General features: G+C 61.8%; 17 protein-coding genes and 1 tRNA gene. 11 read left to right on the top strand and 7 right to left on the bottom strand.

Features of this window, described 5'->3' with window-relative positions:
• Positions 1-109 precede the first annotated feature (109 nt).
• Both NUV89_RS18620 and NUV89_RS18615 read right to left on the bottom strand, forming a co-directional pair.
• A complete protein-coding gene (locus NUV89_RS18620) occupies positions 110-697 on the bottom strand; it encodes a hypothetical protein (protein ID WP_257782455.1) in 588 nt (195 codons plus the stop codon).
• Positions 698-700: 3 nt separating this feature from the next.
• A complete protein-coding gene (locus NUV89_RS18615; protein WP_257782454.1) occupies positions 701-1,312 on the bottom strand; it encodes a hypothetical protein in 612 nt (203 codons plus the stop codon).
• Positions 1,313-1,485: 173 nt separating this feature from the next.
• On the opposite strand from NUV89_RS18615, the gene NUV89_RS18610 reads away from it, so the two are divergent.
• From NUV89_RS18610 to NUV89_RS18595, 4 genes are all read left to right on the top strand, one after another.
• Positions 1,486-2,067: a hypothetical protein gene (locus tag NUV89_RS18610; RefSeq protein WP_257782453.1), complete on the top strand. Its 582-nt coding sequence runs from the start codon at positions 1,486-1,488 to the stop codon at positions 2,065-2,067.
• Positions 2,068-2,165: 98 nt separating this feature from the next.
• Positions 2,166-2,789, top strand: coding sequence for a CsgG/HfaB family protein (locus tag NUV89_RS18605; protein WP_257782456.1), 624 nt, complete (start codon positions 2,166-2,168; stop codon positions 2,787-2,789).
• A gap of 29 nt (positions 2,790-2,818) precedes the next feature.
• On the top strand, positions 2,819-3,181 hold the full coding sequence (locus NUV89_RS18600) for a DUF4810 domain-containing protein (protein ID WP_017739195.1): 363 nt from the start codon (positions 2,819-2,821) through the stop codon (positions 3,179-3,181).
• Complete coding sequence (locus NUV89_RS18595) at positions 3,178-3,828, top strand: DUF799 domain-containing protein (RefSeq protein WP_257782452.1); 651 nt, start codon at positions 3,178-3,180, stop codon at positions 3,826-3,828. The genes NUV89_RS18600 and NUV89_RS18595 overlap by 4 nt, the downstream gene beginning before the upstream one ends.
• Before the next feature lie 83 nt (positions 3,829-3,911).
• Here NUV89_RS18595 and NUV89_RS18590 read toward each other — a convergent pair whose 3' ends face one another.
• The gene (locus NUV89_RS18590; RefSeq protein ID WP_257782451.1) at positions 3,912-4,985 is read right to left on the bottom strand and encodes a M10 family metallopeptidase C-terminal domain-containing protein; all 1,074 of its coding nucleotides are present in this window, start codon (positions 4,983-4,985) and stop codon (positions 3,912-3,914) included.
• A gap of 915 nt (positions 4,986-5,900) precedes the next feature.
• Between NUV89_RS18590 and NUV89_RS18585 the strand changes: the two genes are divergently transcribed.
• The 3 genes from NUV89_RS18585 to NUV89_RS18575 all read left to right on the top strand — a co-directional run bounded on the left by NUV89_RS18585 (position 5,901) and on the right by NUV89_RS18575 (position 8,736).
• Positions 5,901-7,493 (top strand): von Willebrand factor type A domain-containing protein, encoded by a 1,593-nt coding sequence (locus NUV89_RS18585; RefSeq protein WP_374684515.1) that lies wholly within the window; start codon positions 5,901-5,903, stop codon positions 7,491-7,493.
• A gap of 80 nt (positions 7,494-7,573) precedes the next feature.
• Entirely contained in the window at positions 7,574-8,146 is a 573-nt protein-coding gene (locus tag NUV89_RS18580; protein ID WP_257782449.1) for an RNA polymerase sigma factor, read from the top strand.
• Entirely contained in the window at positions 8,143-8,736 is a 594-nt protein-coding gene (locus NUV89_RS18575) for a hypothetical protein (RefSeq protein WP_257782448.1), read from the top strand. The genes NUV89_RS18580 and NUV89_RS18575 overlap by 4 nt, the downstream gene beginning before the upstream one ends.
• 70 nt (positions 8,737-8,806) lie before the next feature.
• On the opposite strand, the gene NUV89_RS18570 is transcribed toward NUV89_RS18575, so the two are convergent.
• Together NUV89_RS18570 and NUV89_RS18565 are read right to left on the bottom strand one after the other, a co-directional pair.
• Positions 8,807-9,541 (bottom strand): hypothetical protein, encoded by a 735-nt coding sequence (locus NUV89_RS18570; protein ID WP_257782447.1) that lies wholly within the window; start codon positions 9,539-9,541, stop codon positions 8,807-8,809.
• A 142-nt stretch (positions 9,542-9,683) separates the two neighbouring features.
• Positions 9,684-9,760: transfer RNA gene (locus NUV89_RS18565), tRNA-Arg, on the bottom strand.
• A gap of 369 nt (positions 9,761-10,129) precedes the next feature.
• Between NUV89_RS18565 and gabD the strand changes: the two genes are divergently transcribed.
• From gabD to NUV89_RS18550, 3 genes are all read left to right on the top strand, one after another.
• Positions 10,130-11,572: an NADP-dependent succinate-semialdehyde dehydrogenase gene (gabD, locus tag NUV89_RS18560; RefSeq protein ID WP_207040900.1), complete on the top strand. Its 1,443-nt coding sequence runs from the start codon at positions 10,130-10,132 to the stop codon at positions 11,570-11,572.
• Between the two features lie 182 nt (positions 11,573-11,754).
• Positions 11,755-13,032: a 4-aminobutyrate--2-oxoglutarate transaminase gene (gabT, locus tag NUV89_RS18555; protein ID WP_017734501.1), complete on the top strand. Its 1,278-nt coding sequence runs from the start codon at positions 11,755-11,757 to the stop codon at positions 13,030-13,032.
• Between the two features lie 139 nt (positions 13,033-13,171).
• Positions 13,172-14,380 (top strand): response regulator, encoded by a 1,209-nt coding sequence (locus tag NUV89_RS18550; protein WP_257782446.1) that lies wholly within the window; start codon positions 13,172-13,174, stop codon positions 14,378-14,380.
• Between the two features lie 153 nt (positions 14,381-14,533).
• Here the strand turns inward: NUV89_RS18550 and NUV89_RS18545 are convergent, their stop codons facing one another.
• Both NUV89_RS18545 and desA read right to left on the bottom strand, forming a co-directional pair.
• Positions 14,534-15,535: a sensor domain-containing diguanylate cyclase gene (locus tag NUV89_RS18545; RefSeq protein ID WP_257782445.1), complete on the bottom strand. Its 1,002-nt coding sequence runs from the start codon at positions 15,533-15,535 to the stop codon at positions 14,534-14,536.
• 188 nt (positions 15,536-15,723) lie between these two features.
• Complete coding sequence (gene desA, locus NUV89_RS18540) at positions 15,724-16,908, bottom strand: delta-9 fatty acid desaturase DesA (protein ID WP_257782444.1); 1,185 nt, start codon at positions 16,906-16,908, stop codon at positions 15,724-15,726.
• A 166-nt stretch (positions 16,909-17,074) separates the two neighbouring features.
• Between desA and dibA the strand changes: the two genes are divergently transcribed.
• The gene (gene dibA, locus NUV89_RS18535) at positions 17,075-18,988 is read left to right on the top strand and encodes a phosphodiesterase DibA (protein WP_257782443.1); all 1,914 of its coding nucleotides are present in this window, start codon (positions 17,075-17,077) and stop codon (positions 18,986-18,988) included.
• Positions 18,989-19,066: the final 78 nt, after the last annotated feature.

Here is a 19,066-nt window from a genome sequence, read left to right as displayed (position 1 = left end):
ACCGTTTTCGCGGGCAAGCCCGCTCCCACATTTTTGAATGTGTTCACAAATCAAAGGTGGGAGCGGGCTTGCTCGCGAAAGCGGCGGAGCTGCCAACGAAGATGTCGGCTTACAGCAACTTACGCTGCACCGCCTCATCCAGCGTACTGCGCGTCAACGCCTCCACGACTTCCCGCGTATCGGCCTGGAACGGGATGCCGACGATCAGCACCAGCTGCATCCAGGTACGCACGGACTCGCTTTTCTTGACCCGACCCAATTCCTTGCCGTCCTTGTCCTTGAACACCGTTTCCAGGGTGAAGGTGTTCTTCGCCGTGGTCGGGATGATGAAGAACGTCACGCCGGTGATGATCGCCGACGCCATGCTGAACTGTTCGTTGTTGTACAAGGTGGCATCGGCATAGATATCCGAATCGACCTTGTCGGTGCTCACCCGCGAGAAGCGGTTGGACTGGCGAAACGAATCCGCCACGGCCTTTTCCCACAACAGCGCCGGGGCGCCGGCCGCCGCGTTGCCCGGGCCGCTGTTGACCTGGTTCAGCGCAGTGGTGCGTACGTATGCCGTAGGCTTTTGTGCCGGCGCGTTGGCGGTTGGCGGCCAGGTTTGCACGGCCGGCAGTTCGTGTTGCGAGTACGACACGCAGCCCGTCAGCAACACCACCGCGAGCACCAGGCTGCGTTTAATCAATCCGTTCATGAGTTACTCCTTGGGCAACTTGGCGGTGGCGCTGTCGAGCAGTTGCGACACCAGTTCATTCAATTGTCGGGCACCCATGGTCGGTGCCCAGTATTCGCGGCCGTACAGGCCCACGTTGCGCTCGAACTTGACCTCTTGCTTGGCGCTCGCCAGCGCCTTGCCCTCGCGGTCGACGATGGTCAGGTCACCGGCTACGTCGAAGGTATCGACGAAAATCGGCCCGTTGACCCAGATCCAGATGGTCAGCGTCAGCAAGGCACCGGGCACGTAGGCCGGGTGCACGCCACGGTGGCCCTTGAGGGAGGTCATGTTGAATTTCAGCGACACATCGTTTTCCCCCAGGCGCGTGGGGTATTCGGTGACTTGCTTGAAGTAGCCGGCCGTGCGCACGTATTGATTGAGCTGCACGGTCAGGGAGCGGCTGATGGCGGTCTTGTTGGCATCGTTGACGTCGGCGGCAGTCACCGCGACATCGGCGATTTGCGCACTGCGTGGGCTGCTGACAGCTGCCGGGTGGAGCGGGGCGCCGATAGGGCCCGTGACGGTGTAGGACACGCAGCCGGTCATCGACAGCGCTGCCATCAGGGCCGAGGCCCGAAAAAGTACCTTAAACACGCAATATCCCTATTAATAAAAAGACACAAATCAGTGTCTCGACCGGATGTTACACAACTTGAGGAATGTGCGGCGGCGCACGCAGGCGACCAAATACACTTGAGAACCCCTCTTAACTCCGTAAAATGCCGCGATTGTTTAAAGCTCGACACTGTTCAGGGATGAATTCATACATGCGTGTATTAGCGGTATTCATTGCCGCCTGCCTCATGGCCGGCTGCGCCTCCAAACCGGCTTACTACGTCTCGCCCGCCCCGGTCACGATTGCCAAGACCGCGACTTACTGGGTCGACACCTTCAACGTGGAGGTGGGCGGCAAAAGCAAGCACTTCATGACCGATGACAAGGTGCGCAACGAGCTTGGCGTCGATCTGGTCGACCGTCTGCTCAAGGCCAAGCGCTACGCCACCAGCAAGGAAAGCGCCGACTATCTGCTGGACGTGGATATCGTCTACGTGCGCCATATCATCGACTCCAACGGCGGGCTGACGAACCTGGTGGTGGATGACGGTACCATCCTGCAAAGCATCGATTTCGGCTACAAGGTCAAGGTCAAGAAGGCCGGTGGCGAAGTCCTGCACTTCGCTCAGAACCGCGCTGGCCTGGTGCCCAACAACTGGGTGGGCCAGGCGCAGCAATGGCGGACCATCGGCGGCATCGTCGCCAACTCCGGCAACGCGAGTGTCGAGCGCTATTTCACCGGCGGCCTGAGCCGCTACATCATTGATGACCTGCGCGATATTCCGTCGCGCTAGCGTCACCGGCTGCACCCGATCTCTCACTTCAGGAGCAATATGTGAACTCACTCTCCAAGATCCTACTGTCAGGCCTTGCCGCCGCCGCGCTGCTCGGCATGGCCGGTTGCGCCACCGAGAGCAACCGCGCCTTGCCGGTGGAAAAAGTCGCCAGCGCCGGTGTCGTCTACAACGGCGTGCGTGTACCGATCGCCGTGGGCAAGTTCGACAACCGCTCCAGCTACATGCGCGGCATCTTCTCCGACGGCGTTGACCGCCTCGGCGGCCAGGCCAAGACCATCCTGATTACCCACCTGCAGCAGACCAACCGCTTCAGCGTGCTGGACCGCGACAACATGGGCGAAATCTCCCAGGAAGCGGCGATCAAAGGCACCGTGCAGAAGCTCAAGGGCGCTGACTACGTGGTGACCGGCGACGTCACCGAGTTCGGCCGCAAAGAGACCGGCGACCGCCAGTTGTTCGGCATCCTCGGCCGTGGCAAGACCCAGGTGGCCTACGCCAAAGTTGCGTTGAACATCGTCAACATCAGCACTTCCGAAGTGGTGTATTCCACCCAGGGCGCCGGTGAATACGCGCTGTCCAACCGTGAAGTGGTCGGCTTTGGCGGCACCGCCAGCTACGACTCCACCCTCAATGGCAAGGTCCTGGACCTGGCCATGCGCGAAGCCATCAACCGCCTGGTGGACGGCATCAACGCCGGCGCCTGGAACCCGCGCAACTGATCGGCAACACCTCAAGGAGCAGTACACGGATGAGCAAGGCAGTGAAGTTGGCGCTGATGCTGACAGCAAGCGCAGTAGTCGCCGGGTGCCACACGGCGCCCCAGCCCCTGTATCAATGGGAAAGCTACCAGCCGCAGGTTTACGAGTACTTCAAGGGCGAGCCCAAGGAAGCGCAGGTCGAAGCGCTGGAACGGGATCTGCAAAAGATCAACGCCAGTGGCCGTAAAGCCCCGCCGGGTTACCACGCGCACCTGGGCATGCTGTACCTGAGCATGGGCAAGGATGACCAGATGGTGCAGGAGTTTCGCACCGAGAAGGCATTGTTCCCCGAGTCCGCTTCCTACATGGACTTTTTGTTGAAGAACGCCAAGACCGGAGTCGCCACGAAATGAGCCTTTTGAAACTCACCGGCGCCTTGCTGGCCCTGGCCTTGCTCGGCGGTTGCGCGGCACCCAAGACCATCGACTACACGGCGTACAAACAGGCGCGGCCGAAGTCGATCCTGGTCCTGCCGCCGCTCAATGAGTCGCCGGAAGTGCAAGCGTCCTACAGCCTGGTGTCGCAAGTCACCTACCCGTTGGCCGAAGCCGGCTACTACGTGTTGCCGATTGCCCTGGTGGACGAAACCTTCCGCCAGAACGGCCTGACCACCGCCAACGATATCCAGGCGGTGCCAGCGGCCAAGCTGCACGACATCTTCGGCGCGGACGCGGCGCTGTACATCACCGTCACCGAGTACGGCACCAAGTACATGCTGATCTCCAGCGATACGGCGGTGACGGCCTCGGCCAAACTGGTCGACCTGCGCACCGGCACCACCCTGTGGACCGGCTCGGCGCGGGCCTCCAGCGAGGAAGGCAACAACAATGGCGGTGGCCTGGTGGGCATGCTGATTACGGCGGCGGTGAAGCAGGTCATCAACAGCTCCACCGATGCGGCGCATCCGATTGCCGGTATCACCAGTGCGCGCCTGCTGTCGCCGGGGCAGCGCACGGGGATTCTGTACGGCCCGCGTAACCCGAAATACGGTACCGACTAACACCTCGGCACCGCAGGCAAAGGCCCTTCCCGGCACTGATCGGGGAGGGCCTTTGTCGTTGTGGGTGACGCTTTGCGGCGGGTTCAGCCGCGTCGATGGTTCAGGCGATAACGGCTGCCTGCCACGGTTTGCACGATATCGTCGGGTTTGACCTGCCCATGGGTCTTGATAAGCAGGTCGGCGCGGCCGTTGCCGTTCAGGTCGATGGTGACACTGCCCTTGCCGGTGCTTTCGTCATACGCCAATACGGTCTCGCCCGCCTTGCCGCTGAAGGCCTGGACAAAACTCAGCGCCGGGGCGTGGGCTTTTTGCAGGGCGCCGGACACATCGATCTTGTCGGTGCCACTGGTGAAGTCCATGAGCGTGTCGGGCTGCTCGGGGGTGGAATCACGGGCGTCGGTGTAGACGAATGTATCCGCGCCGCCACCGCCAAGTTTCTGGTCGGCCCCCGGACCACCGGTGAGCCGGTTGTCCGCATCGTTGCCGATCATCGCGTCGGGGCCTGCGCCGCCGATGGCGTTTTCGATGGTGCAGCCCCGGGCGATGGACACATTGCCCTTGAGCCCGCCAATGTCTGAAAACGCACCGGCCTTGAGATTGATGACCTGGTTGGATTGATAGCCGGAAACGTCCAGGGTGTCATTGCCGTCACCGTCCCAGATGCAGGCGATAAGGCTGTCCCGTGCAGAGTTGAGGGTGTAGTAGTCCCGTTGGGTATTGGAGTTGAAACCGTAGGTGTTGTCCTCTTTGCGTGTCTGATGGTTGACCCCGTATTTTTTCTGGATCGCGGCAATGTCATCCATCATCGGTGCGAGGGGTTTGGCGCCGAGCCATTTGCCACTGCTTTGATCGCCGAAGTAACTCATGACGGTATGGGCGGTGGAGTCTTGAGCGTAAACGCGCTGGCTTTCCCAGGCCTCGCCGTTGTAGTGGCCAGGGTGTTTCAAGCCGAGGGCGTGGCCGATCTCGTGGGTCATCACCACACGTGATGCCATGCGCGGGTTGTAGAGGGTTTCGCCGCCACCTCTGCCGCCCGGCGTCGGGTAGGTGCCGTGTGCGGTCCTGACCGAGCTTGAAATGCCAAAGGTCACGCGACCTTCGGCCGGGCCGCCGTTTTCGGTGAACTGGAGATTGGCGACATCGCTCCAGGACGTCAAAGACCTTCGTGCTTCCTGCCTTTGCGCTTCGTTGAACCCGCCGTTGTGGAAGGAGTACGAAATCTCGGTCTGGTTGTTTTGATTGGTATCGCGCCAGGTCGCCACGCCGCGTGTGAGCTGCTCGATAATCTGCTGTTTATCGTAGGAGCGCTTGTTGATCCTGGAGACGTAAGGATCGTCCGGACGTTGGGTCCGGTCCTTGCCATCCCAGGTGTGGGGGCTGGGCCTATCTGGACTTGGCAGATGTGTGCGGCGCTCGGGAGGCGGCGGCGTGTGGTCGGGCCGGGGCATCGGGCGAAGGATTGGGCGCGTGAAAGTTCGCACCCACGGGTGAGTGACAAAGGGTCGGACGAAGGGACGAAAGACCGTCAGGATATTGAATGGGCGAAAGAACTGTTGTGGTCGCTGCGGGGCGCTGTAGGGCGGGAAAAAGGCCTGTACGCCAGAATGTATTCTCATTGTTATACCGTCAAACGCTGCTTGTTTTTATCCTTGATAAAGTCTGTAGGCAAAGTCCTTTTGCGGTGCGATAAGTTGGCATTGCGCAAACCGGACTCCAATCGTTCAACTGTTACCTGATGGTGGTTTAAGCGGCGTTGTCGCATGTAGTTGCAGCTATCTTGGGTGTGGGTGTTTTGTTCGTGGGTTGAGGTAGGGCGAGTTCCAACTTCGTTTGTCTGGTTGTTTTTCAAGAACCCCGCCGACGGACAACAAAAGAACCACACACGGCCTTACAAGACCGCATCAGCTGCCGAAAAGGGTTCAAGAAAAAAACTTGGCGTTTAACCCGAGCACCAGCCCTGTCGCGTCTGAAGGAGTGAACACATTATTCACCCTTGAGGTTCAGTCGCCATGTCTCGTCATTTCCAGCCGCTCTTGCGTCCCGTCGCACAAGGTCTCGCCATCGCTTCGTGGATGGCACTGGCGGGTTGTGGCGTGCCCACATCCCAAGACACGGCCACGCCCGCCGCGGCCGCAGAGGTCATGCCCGCTCTCACGCCGCCCAGCGCGCAGGTGCGCGTCGAAGGTGCGCTGGTCAAGCGCGCGGCCTCCGCGCCCATGGCGGCACCGTTGATGATGAGCGACGAGCGGGTGATTCAATATCGCAGTGAGCCCGGGGAGCAATACGAACGCCTGCCGGACAACCCGGTGCAGCGTGTTGCCGAAACGCCCGTCTCGACCTTTAGCGTGGATGTCGATACCGGCAGCTACGCCAACGTACGACGCTTCCTCAACCAAGGTAGCCTGCCGCCCGAAGGGGCTGTAAGGCTGGAGGAAATGCTCAACTACTTCCCCTACAACTACGTATTGCCCACCGATGGCTCGCCCTTTGGCGTGAGCACTGAGGTCTCGGCCACGCCGTGGAACCCGCACACCCAGTTGTTGCGCATCGGCATCCGCGCGTCCGACCGCGCCGTGGCCGACCTGGCGCCGGCCAACCTGGTGTTTCTGGTGGATGTGTCCGGCTCCATGGACCGCCGCGAAGGCTTGCCCCTGGTGAAAAGCACCCTGAACTTGCTGGTGGATCAGTTGCGCGAGCAGGACCGTGTGTCGCTGGTGGTCTACGCCGGCGAGTCGCGCGTGGTGCTGCAGCCCACCTCCGGTCGCGAAAAGGCCAAGATCCGCAACGCCATCAATCAACTGGCCGCCGGTGGCTCAACGGCGGGCGCTTCGGGGATCGAACTGGCCTACCAGATGGCTCGCGAAGGGTTTATCGACAACGGCATCAACCGCATCCTGTTGGCCACCGACGGTGATTTCAATGTGGGCGTCAGCGATTTCGACAGCCTCAAGCAGATGGCTGCCCGGCAGCGCAAAAGCGGCGTGTCCCTCACCACCTTGGGCTTCGGTGTGGATAACTACAACGAACACCTGATGGAACAACTGGCCGACGCGGGTGATGGCAACTACGCCTACATCGACAACCTGCGTGAAGCACGCAAAGTGCTGGTGGACCAGCTCAGCTCGACCCTGGCGGTGGTGGCGCGGGATGTGAAACTGCAGGTGGAATTCAACCCGGCACGCGTCAGCGAATATCGTTTGCTCGGCTATGAAAACCGCGCCTTGAAGCGTGAGGATTTCAGCAACGACAAGGTTGATGCGGGTGAGATTGGTGCGGGGCATACGCTCACTGCGTTGTATGAAATCGTCCCGGTGGGCGAGAAGGGCTGGTTGGAACCGTTGCGGTACGCTGCCGCGTCCAAGGCGCCAGACAACGCCGATGAACTGGCCATGCTACGTGTGCGCTACAAGCCTGCAGCCGGCGGCGACAGCCAGCTGATCGAGCGGCCCATCCATAACCAGGCCACCCAGGCCAGCGCCGACCTGCGTTTCTCGGCCGCCGTGGCCGCCTTCGCCCAACAGCTCAAGGGTGATGGCCGCTACACTGGCAGCATGAGCTTGCAGGACACGGCTGCACTGGCCCGCTCGGCCCTCGGCGATGACCCCTTTGGGCTGCGCCATGAGTTCGTGCAGTTGGTGGAGTTGGCGCAGAGCCTCAAGCACTGATCTCGAATACCACAACGATCCACTGTGGGACCGACAAGCCCGGCTCCCACGTGATCCATCGAAAGGAGTTCGCCATCGACATGGCCGTTCCAGAAGACGCACCCAGCGACGAATCGCTGCTGGCCCGCTATCGAACCGGGGACAGTGCCGCGTTCGAGGCCCTGTACGCGCGGCACCGCCAAGGCTTGTACCGGTTCCTGGTGTCCCTGAGCAACAAGGCCGAACTGGCCGAGGAAATCTTCCAGGACACCTGGCTCAGCCTGATCCGTAGCACCACTCAGCCACAGGGCCGGGCGAGTTTTCGTACGTGGCTGTTCCAGATTGCCCGCAACCGCCTGATCGATCACTGGCGCAAGCACGGCATCCACAACCCGCTGCACGACAGCTACAACGAGCAAGTGCACGCCCAGGCCGACGACAGCGCCGGCCCCGAGCAGCAGTTGAGCCTGAGCCGCGACCAGGCACGGCTCGACGCTGCGCTGCAAGACCTGCCCGAAGACCAGCGCGAAGTCTTCCTGCTGCGCCTGCACGGCGAGCTCGAAGTGCCGCAAATCGCCACCCTCACGGGCGCCCCGCTGGAAACCGTAAAAAGCCGCCTGCGCTACGCCCAGCAGAAACTGCGCCGCCTGCTGGCCGAGGAGATACCCGCATGACCGACTCCCGACACACTCCAGATTCCGACGACGTGCTGCTCCAGCACTACCGTCAACACCGCACGGGTGAGCCACCTGCGTCCCTCGACGCGTTCATCCTCGCCGCCGCCCGCCGCGAAGCCCCGGTGCCGCAACCGAACCTGTGGCAACGCTGGCTGCAAGCCTGCCAACGGCCGCGCTGGCAAATGGCATTCGCCACCGTCGCCGGTTTGGCGCTGATGATCGGCGTGGTCATGCGCTCGCCCGTGCCGCAGCCGCAAATCACCAGCGCGACCTTCTCCGCGTTCCACGAAGAGGCCGCCAGCCCGCCGCCGCCCATGATGTCCGCCCCCGCGCCGGTGGCCCGAATGGCTGCCGCGCCCAAGGCCGAGAGTGCGCAAGTCATGGGGTCGATGGCGGATGAGTCCAGCGCGAAACTCAGCAAGCGCGCGCCGGTGGCGTTGCCTTCGTTGGAAGATGGGTTGCAGGAAATTGCGCGACTGCGTGAGGCAGGACAGACCCAGGCGGCAGATGAAAAGCTACTGATATTGCATGAGCGTTTTCGCGCAGAAGACTTGCCCGCGCGGTTGGAAGCGTTGAAACAACCCTGAGTGCGCGACATCGCGCTTGCATCCGGTTGTGGCCCGCCAGTCTCTCGACGCTGGCGGGCGCGAGGCTGGCTTAGAACTCGTTCATCCTTTTTTCGACTCGGGTGGGGTCTAACAGGTTGAGCACGTTGCTATACGTCATGCCCAGGGGCTTCAACGGATGTTCCAACATCAGCGAGTCGACTTTGTCCGATACCTTCTCCCACTCCAGGCTGGACATATCCACATAGTCCGGGATATCCCTCAGGAGAGAGGCAGGGGAGAACTTCAATAGTTGCAGAAAGGCAACGGCGCCCGCCATTTCAGGCGTTGTTTGTTCTTGCTTGACCAAGAACGCTTTTAGATGTTTGAAAGTGTTGGCTGCACTGCTGTCTCCCGCGCCCCAGTCAAAGCCTTTTATGGAATAGTTGTCCCTGTCCGGAATCGAATCGCCCATCTGGCTGGTGAGTCCCACGATCCCCCACGTCAAAGCGTCGAACGTCGAGCCGTCGAACTTGGTCTGGAGAGCGTGCGACATTTCCTTGCCCATCGGCGTATTGAGCATCGCGTTCAGCTCAAGGGTTGCTACGCCCTCAAGGCTTTTCCACTCGTCAGCCGGCACCTGGTCTCGCATCGCCTTGAGATTGGGTGGTGGCGTCATGCTTTGCAGAAAACTGAGAATTTCTCGTTGCATCTGCGGGTGAAGGGGGGCCTGGCTAAATCCAGCATGGCTTTTGGTTTGGGCGGCGGCGCTGGTCTTGGGGGACTCTGTGGGGGAAGGCGAAGTGCCTGGCACTACGGAGTGGGGCTGATTGTTAAGTGGCAACATAGGCATTTATCCGCTGGGAGTTGGAAGAAGACGTGCCAGGCAGAGCTGGCAGTCTCTATCTGTGTAAACCGTCAAAGATCTGGTTCCCAGCGACCACAAAAAAGCCCCAGGCCTTTCGACCTGGGGCTTTTTCATCTGTGTATGGTGCACCCGGCGGGATTCGAACCCACGACCCCTGCCTTCGGAGGGCAGTACTCTATCCAGCTGAGCTACGGATGCTTGTGCGGGCGACATCATACCCATGTCGCCCTTGGGCGTCCATGCTGGTTTTTGGCCGCTGAACCGTAGGAAATGCGCGCGCAGGCGCCCTAAGTCGGGCGCCGCCGGTCATGGCGGGGGAACCCGGGCCAATCACGCTGATCCGAAAGATTCGGCAAATGCGCGGTTTTCGTTCTTTTTTTCGAACAGACTATTGCCCTGTACCCCCATTGATCCTAGGATTCGTTTGAGATTTCAAACGCTCTGTCTCCCGCGTGCGCTTCTTTAACCCGCGCGCTGGGGCTGATTTCCCTGACGGCAGCCCACAAGGCGCCTTTCAACAACTCTAATTCGCTCCGCGCGTGCGCGGTGCTGTTAAGGAAAGCCGACATGCAGCTTAAAGATGCCCAGTTGTTCCGCCAGCAAGCCTTTATCGATGGTGCCTGGGTCGATGCGGACAACGGTCAGACCATCAAGGTCAACAACCCGGCCACGGGCGAGATTCTCGGTACCGTGCCAAAGATGGGCGCCGCGGAAACCCGCCGCGCCATCGAAGCCGCCGACAACGCCTTGCCGGCCTGGCGTGCACTGACCGCCAAGGAGCGCGCGAACAAGCTGCGCCGTTGGTTCGAACTGCTGATCGAAAACCAGGACGACCTCGCGCGCCTGATGACCCTCGAACAAGGCAAGCCGCTGGCCGAAGCCAAGGGCGAAATCGTCTACGCTGCATCCTTTATCGAGTGGTTCGCCGAAGAAGCCAAGCGCATCTACGGTGACGTGATTCCCGGCCACCAGCCCGACAAGCGCCTGATCGTGATCAAGCAGCCGATCGGCGTGACCGCTGCCATCACCCCGTGGAACTTCCCGGCCGCGATGATTACCCGTAAAGCCGGCCCAGCGCTGGCCGCCGGTTGCACCATGGTCATCAAGCCCGCTTCGCAAACGCCATTCTCGGCCCTGGCGCTGGTTGAGCTGGCGCACCGTGCCGGCATCCCGAAAGGCGTGCTGAGCGTGGTCACCGGCAGCGCTGGCGACATCGGCGGCGAGCTGACCAGTAACCCGATCGTGCGTAAATTGTCCTTCACCGGCTCGACTGAAATCGGTCGCCAGCTGATGGCCGAATGCGCCAAGGACATCAAGAAAGTGTCCCTGGAGTTGGGCGGCAACGCGCCGTTCATTGTGTTCGACGACGCCGACCTGGATAAGGCCGTCGAAGGCGCGATCATCTCCAAGTACCGCAACAACGGCCAGACCTGCGTCTGCGCCAACCGCCTGTACATCCAGGATTCGGTGTACGACGCCTTCGCGGAAAAATTGAAAGTGGCCGTGGCCAAGTTGAAGATCGGCAACGGTCTGGAAGATGGCACCACCACCGGCCCGCTGATCGACGAAAAAGCCGTGGCCAAGGTCCAGGAACACATCGCCGATGCCCTGAGCAAAGGCGCGACGTTGCTGGCGGGCGGCAAGGTCATGGAAGGCAACTTCTTCGAGCCGACCATCCTCACCAACGTGCCGAAAAACGCCGCTGTGGCGAAGGAAGAAACCTTCGGCCCACTGGCACCGCTGTTCCGTTTCAAAGACGAAGCCGAAGTGATCGCGATGTCCAACGACACCGAGTTCGGCCTGGCCTCCTACTTCTACGCCCGCGACCTGGGCCGTGTGTTCCGTGTGGCCGAAGCCCTGGAATACGGCATGGTCGGCGTCAACACCGGGTTGATCTCCAACGAAGTGGCGCCGTTCGGCGGCATCAAGGCTTCGGGCCTGGGCCGTGAAGGCTCCAAGTACGGGATCGAGGATTACCTGGAAATCAAATACCTCTGCCTGGGCATCTAAGTCCGGCAAGAGATTGCAGTGAACGCAGAGGGCACGAGAGCGCTGACCCTTTGCGTGTTTCAAGACGTTATTCGTAGTGGCCGGGAACGCTGTGGCAGTCGATCATCGCATGCTGCCGCAGTTGCCTCCCCGCCACGTATTCCTTGGACCCCGCCACCCGATGAGTGGCGAATGAGGACTTTATGAGCAAGACCAACGCATCCCTGATGAAACGCCGTGAAGCCGCTGTACCGCGCGGTGTTGGCCAGATCCACCCGATCTTCGCCGAATCCGCGAAGAACGCCACGGTGACCGACGTTGAAGGTCGCGAGTTCATCGACTTCGCCGGCGGTATCGCCGTGCTGAACACCGGCCACGTGCACCCGAAAATCATCGCGGCCGTGACCGAGCAACTGAACAAGCTGACCCACACCTGCTTCCAGGTCCTGGCCTACGAGCCTTACGTCGAAGTTTGTGAGAAAGTGAACGCCAAGGTGCCAGGGGATTTCGCCAAGAAAACCCTGCTGGTCACCACCGGTTCCGAAGCGGTGGAAAACGCCGTGAAGATCGCCCGTGCCGCCACTGGCCGTGCTGGCGTGATCGCCTTCACCGGCGCCTACCACGGCCGCACCATGATGACCCTGGGCCTCACCGGCAAAGTCGTGCCGTATTCGGCCGGCATGGGCCTGATGCCCGGCGGCGTGTTCCGCGCGCTGTACCCGAACGAACTGCACGGTGTCAGCGACGACGATTCCATCGCCAGCATCGAACGCATCTTCAAGAACGATGCCGAGCCGCGTGATATCGCTGCCATCATCATCGAGCCGGTGCAGGGCGAAGGCGGTTTCTACGTCGCGCCAAAATCCTTCATGAAGCGCCTGCGCGAACTGTGCGACAAGCACGGCATCCTGCTGATCGCCGACGAAGTGCAAACCGGCGCCGGCCGTACCGGTACCTTCTTCGCCATGGAACAGATGGGCGTTGCTGCCGACCTGACCACCTTCGCCAAATCCATCGCCGGTGGCTTCCCACTGGCCGGTGTGTGCGGCAAGGCCGAGTACATGGACGCCATCGCCCCAGGCGGCCTGGGCGGCACCTACGCCGGTAGCCCGATCGCGTGCGCCGCGGCGCTGGCGGTGATGGAAGTGTTCGAAGAAGAGCACCTGCTGGACCGTTGCAAGTCCGTCGGCGAGCGTCTGGTCACTGGCCTGAAAGCCATCCAGGCCAAGTACCCGGTGATCGGTGACGTGCGTGCCCTGGGCGCGATGATCGCCGTCGAGCTGTTCGACGGCGGCGACACCCACAAGCCAAACGCTGCGGCCGTGGCGGCCGTGGTCGCCAAGGCGCGTGACAAGGGCCTGATCCTGCTGAGCTGCGGCACCTACGGCAACGTGTTGCGCGTGCTGGTCCCGCTGACCGCGCCGGACGAGCTGTTGGACAAAGGCCTGGCGATCATCGAAGAGTGCTTCTCTGAGCTGTAAGCAAAAGCTGAGCTGATCGACAGAAAAAACCCGCTTCGGCGGGTTTTTTTGTGCCCGATCCGGCACATTCAGCCCACGTTCATTGTACGTACCCGCCTCCATTGACTAAGGTGCAAGCATTGCCGATGGAGCGTGCTGGATGACTGCTGTTGATTTACCCGCTGTACCCCGAGTGTTGATTGCCGAAGCGGACCCTTGGTCGCGGGACCTGCTCAAGCAAGTGTTGTTGAACGTGCGCTGTGACGCACGGCTGGATGTGTGTGCCGATGGTCAGCAAGCGGCTACGTTGCTGCGGGAAAAAACCTACGACCTGATCTTGGCCGATTGGGAGCTGCCGGGCGTCGATGGTCTGAGCCTGCTGCGCAGCGTGCGCCAGCAGCGCCGCTCGCCTGCGCTGCCGTTCATTCTGCTGAGCAGTCGCAACGACAGCGCCAGTGTGCGCGAAGCCCTGCCCCTGGCGCCCACGGCGTACCTGACCAAGCCCCTGAACATGGAAAGCCTGACCCAGCGCCTGCAAGACCTGCTGCTCAATGAAGGCGAAAGCGTGTATTGCGAGATTCCGCCGCTGGCGCCGGGCATGACGTTGCCGGTGTTCCTGGAGCGCCGCCGCGAAGCGTCCGATGGCGCGCCGTTGCGCGTGGATGTGAAAGCTGCGGTACAAAAAAGCCTTGGGCCCAACGGCCTGGACCTCAAACGCCTGGAAGACCAGGTGCGCATGGACCCGCAAATCACCGCCGTACTGATCGCCGCCGCCAACAGCGCCGGCCATCACGGCACACCGGTGCAAACCCTGCCAGCGGCGTTGCACAAGCTGGCTGCCGGGCAAAGCATGAACCTGATCCTCGGCCTGTCCCTCAAGCACAACGTGGTGCTGGCCGACCCGGCGCTGGTGGCCTATGCCGCGCGTCACTGGCAGCTGTCCCAGGACACCGCCGACTACGCGCGCCGGCTGGCGCGCATGCTGGAGTTGGATCACGAGCGCTGCTACAGCGCCGGTATCCTGCATCGGCTCGGCGACCTGGCCTTGTTGCGCTGCCTGGAAGACTGGCGGCTGGGCGGCGGAGCGCTGGATGACGAAGCGATTGGCGAGGCGCTCTACACTTTTGGCGCCGCCTATGGCTCGGCGTTGCGTGCGCGTTGGCGCTTGCCCCATGAACTGCGTCAGTTGATCGCAGCGATCTACTCGCTGGAGGGCGGGGTGTATGCGCGGGATGCGTTGGTGGTGAACCTGGCGGCGCAGATGGCGCGGTTGACTGAGCATGAAGGGTTGGAGGTGCTGGCCAATGGCAAGACGGCGCGGTTGCTCAAGGTGGGCTTGTCGGAGCTGACGCGGGTGCGCAAGGCCTAAAGAACAATGAGATCCAAATGTGGGAGCGGGCTTGTGTGGGAGCGGGCTTGCTCGCGAAGGCGGTGTATCAGTCAATCAATCTTGCGACTGACACTCCGCATTCGTGAGCAAGCCCGCTCCCACATTGGATCTGTTCCACAGTTGGATCTGTGCCTAGCTCGCGACGACGCGGTTCTTGCCCAGCCGCTTGGCCTCATACATCGCCGCATCTGCCCGGGCAAAGAGGCTATCGAGGGTGGAATCTTCCTCGCTCAGGCTGGCCAGCCCCTGGCTCACCGTCACCGTAAACGCCAAGCCTTCATAGCTGAAACTCAACGCCTGGATTTCCTTGCCCAGCCGTTCCGCCACCTGCAACGCCATCTCCGGCGCACAACCGGGCAGGACCGCGGCGAATTCTTCGCCGCCAATGCGCCCGAACAGGTCGCCACGGCGCAATACTCCGCGACCGCTCTCGGCGATACGCCGTAGCACCTGGTCGCCTTCCAGATGGCCGTAGGAGTCGTTGACGTCCTTGAAGTCATCGATGTCCAGCAACAGGAACGCCAAGGGCGCGCCTTGGGCGCAGGCGCTGTCGAAGGCCTGGTTGGCGCATTCGAAGAAATGCCGGCGATTGCTGCTCTGGGTCAGCACGTCGGTGGTGGCGAGGCGATGCAGCTCCAGTTCCAGCTGCTTTTTCTCGGTGATGTCTTCGGCCATGCCGACCACGATCACCGGCTCGCCGGGTTCGACCTGTTGGTTGATGTAGCACTTGTCGCTGAGCCAGCGGATCTGCCCGTCAGCGGTGATGATGCGGTACTCGCGGTCTTCCACGGCGCCCTGTTCCAGCACGCGGGCGAGGCTGTGTTCGGCGTAGTCGAGGTCTTCGGGGTGAATGCTGTTGCGCCATTCCCGGTGGTCGGCCAGCAGCAGGCCGGCCGAACGCCCAAATACCCGTTCGTAGGCCGGGCTCACGTACAGCACGCGGCGCGTTTCCCAATCGATGGCCCACAGCACGGCGTTCACGCTGACCAACAGTGAGCTGAGCAATTGCTCGCGCTCGCTCAGCCGCTCGACTTCGCCCTGGGCGTGCATCAGCGCCAGCAGCGTCGCCGCCGCTGCGGGGCGCGGGTGCTCGGCGCTGGGGGGATCGGGCTGGTAGGGCTTTTCGTGAACCATCGGCACAACTCTCTCTGGGCGCGCCGCAGGATGGAACAGCGGTCACTACAAGGGGCCACCATGATGGCGAAGTGTTCATTGAGAGAGGGGAATTGCAGTGAAGTTCCGTCATCGGTCGCGATTGACGGCGTCCGAGAAATGGCGCCAAAAAGCCGGTGGGTGGGAGGGCAAGCCCTCCCACCGTACGGTCAGACCGCTGCAGGACGCAGGGAATAGGTCTTCAATTGGTGGGCAAAGTCGCGCAGGGACTGGATGCCGCTGGCCTCGGCCTCATGCACCCATTCCTTGATGGCGGCGAGCATATCGTGGCCATTGGTGCTGGTCTTGAGCCAGATCTGTTGCAGTGCCAGGCGCTTTTCGTAGATCACTTTCAGGGCCTGGCTGTGTTCCAGCATGCTCTGGATGCGCAGGTGATGGCGCTCATCCAGCAAGCTGGTCTCCCGCGACAGCAAACGCTTGGCGCGATGGAACTGGTGACGCACCGAGTGATCGACCTTCTCCAGCTCTTGCTTGACCAGCGGGCCGATCACCAACTTGCGGTACTGGGCCATGATCTGGAAGCGGTTGTTGAGGATCGCCATCGCGGTGTCCATGTCCAGGTGGCCCTTGCCCTCGACGCGGTGGGCAATCGGTGCCACGCGCTGCACCTTGGCCAGGCGCAGCCAGCTGAACACCTTGATCCAGGCCCAGCCCAGGTCGAACTCCCACTTCTTTACCGACAGCTTGGCGGAGTTGGGGTAGGTGTGATGGTTGTTGTGCAGCTCTTCGCCACCGACGATGATGCCCCACGGCACCAGGTTGGTCGCCGCGTCACGGCATTCGAAGTTGCGATAGCCCACGGCATGGCCCAGGCCGTTGATTACGCCGGCCGCCCAGAACGGGATCCACATCATCTGGATCGCCCAGATGGTGATGCCGATGGTGCCGAACAGCAGCAGGTCGATCACGCCCATGATCGCCACGCCCAGCAGCGGGTAGGGCGTGTAGATTTTGCGCTCGATCCAGTCGTCCGGGCAGTTCTTGCCGTAGATGCGCAAGGTCTCGGGGTTTTCCGCTTCGGCGCGGTACAGTTCGGCACCTTTGCGCAATACGGTGGACAGGCCTTTTATCACCGGGCTGTGCGGGTCATCGACGGTTTCGCACTTGGCGTGGTGCTTGCGGTGGATGGCGGTCCACTCGCGGGTGTTCTGCGCCGTGGTCAGCCACAGCCAGAAGCGGAAGAAGTGTTTCAGGCCGGCATTGAGTTCCAGGGAACGATGGGCTGAATAGCGGTGCAGATAGACGGTGACCCCAACGATGGTCACGTGGGTCATCAACAGAGTGACTGCCACCAGTTGCCAGGCTGACAGGTCAAGAAAACCGTTGTACCACATAGGCTGTATGGCCCTCAGATAAAGAAAAAAACAGCTCACGCATTATCACTAAGCCTACAGAGAAAACCAGCCACCCTTTCAGATAGGAGTGACTGGATGTTTCTTATTCTATAATCCGCAGCCTTTGTAGGGCGATTCTGTTTTTTTAGTAAGGATTACTGAGCATATGCTGCTTTCATACCGAGGTGCCCTGCGTGTAGGGCTGGTATACCTGCTGGTGTCCATTGTCTGGCTCCAGCTCAGCAACCAGGTATTGATCTACTTTCTCGATGAACCGAGGGCGCTGGGGCACTGGCTGCAGGTGCGCGGCTACGTGTGGGTGGCCCTCAGTGCGTTGGCCATTTACCTGATCTGTGCGCGTTTTGACCGGGCCAACCGGCTGGCACAGCCCCTTAAGGAAAACCGCGAGCGCCTGCGCCAGGCCGCCGCCGTGTTCGACTGCACCCGCGAAGGCGTGCTGGTCACCGACGCCAAGGGCCTGATCGTGCATGTAAACCGGGCCTTTGTGGAGATCACCGGCTACCGGCGCGAAGACGTCATGGGCCAGCAGCCAAGCCTGTTCAAGTCCGGGCGCCATTCGTCGAATTTTTACCAGGAGATGTTCCATGCCCTGGGGCGTACCGGCGAATGGAGCGGGGAAATCTGGAACCGGCGCAAGAGCGGCGAGATTTATCCACAGTGGCAAACCATCCGCGCCGTGCAGGACGACCTTGGCCACGTCAGCCACTACGTCGCGGTGTTCTCCGACATCACCGCCATCAAGCATTCCGAGCACGAACTGGCGCACCTCGCGCACCACGACCCGCTCACCGACCTGCCCAACCGCCTGCTGTTCACCGACCGCGCCGAGCAGGCGCTGGCCTCGGCGCAAGTGCACAAGCGCGGCTGTGCCTTGCTGCTGCTGGACCTGGACCACTTCAAGATCATCAACGACAGCCTTGGCCATAACGTCGGCGACCAACTGCTCAAGCTGGTGGGCGAGCGGCTCAAGGCCCTGTTCGGCCCCGGCGTGACCCTGGCGCGCCTGGGCGGCGACGAGTTCGCCGTGCTGGCGGAAAGTTGTCCACAGGTGGTGCAAGCCGCCGGCCTGGCGCAACGCATGCTGGACGCGATGAAACAGCCGTTCATCTTTGATGGCCACCAGTTGTTTATCAGCGCCAGCGTCGGCATCAGCCTGTTCCCCAGCGATGCCCTGAGCGCCGAGCAACTGCTGCGCAACGCCGACTCTGCGCTGTTCAAGGCCAAGAGCGCCGGGCGCGAAGGCTACGCGCTGTACACCGAAGAACTCACCGCCCACGCGCAAAACCGCGTGGAAATCGCCAGCGAACTGCGCCGCGCCCTCGACCAGCACGAACTGCGCGTCTACTACCAGCCCGTGCACGACCTGCAAGACAGCCGCCTGATCGGCGTCGAGGCACTGGTGCGCTGGGAGCACCCGGAGCGTGGCCTGGTGCCGCCGGGGGATTTCATTCCCATCGCCGAGCGCACCGGGTTGATCGCCGACATCGACGCCTGGGTGCTGGACCAGTCTTGCCGCCAGATGGGCCAATGGCTGGCTGATGGCGTGCCGCTGAATTTTATCGCGGTCAACGTCTCCAGCCGCCTGTTTGCCCGTCGCGAACTGTACGACCAGGTTGCCCAGGTGCTGCACAACACCGGCCTGGACCCGGCTTTCCTGGAGTTGGAAGTCACCGAAAGCGCGGTGATGGACGACCCCGAAGCCGCCCTGGAGCAACTGCACCGCCTGCGCGAACTGGGTTTGCGCCTGGCCATCGACGACTTCGGCACCGGCTATTCCTCGCTGCTGCGCCTCAAGCGCCTGCCGGTGCAGAAGCTCAAGATCGACCAAGGCTTTGTCGCCGGCTTGCCGTGGGACGAAGACGACGCCGCCATCGTGCGCGTGGTGATCGCCCTGGCGAAAAGCATGGGCATGCAGGTGCATGCCGAAGGGATCGAGCAGGTGGAGCAGGCACGGTTCCTGTTGGAGCATGAATGCGATCTGGGGCAGGGCTACTGGTTTGGCCGGCCGGTGCCGGCGAGTGAAATCGACTGGGCGAGGGCGCCGACCATCCGAATGTGAAGTGCGGGCAAAATGTGGGAGCGGGCTTGCTCGCGAATGCGGTGTATCAGTCACTGAATATTTGGCTGACACACCGCA

Source organism: Pseudomonas sp. 18.1.10 (assembly GCF_024655625.1).
Lineage (GTDB): Bacteria > Pseudomonadota > Gammaproteobacteria > Pseudomonadales > Pseudomonadaceae > Aquipseudomonas.
The sequence above is the reverse complement of the archived record's forward strand: the minus strand, read 5'-3'. Positions and strand labels throughout refer to the sequence as shown.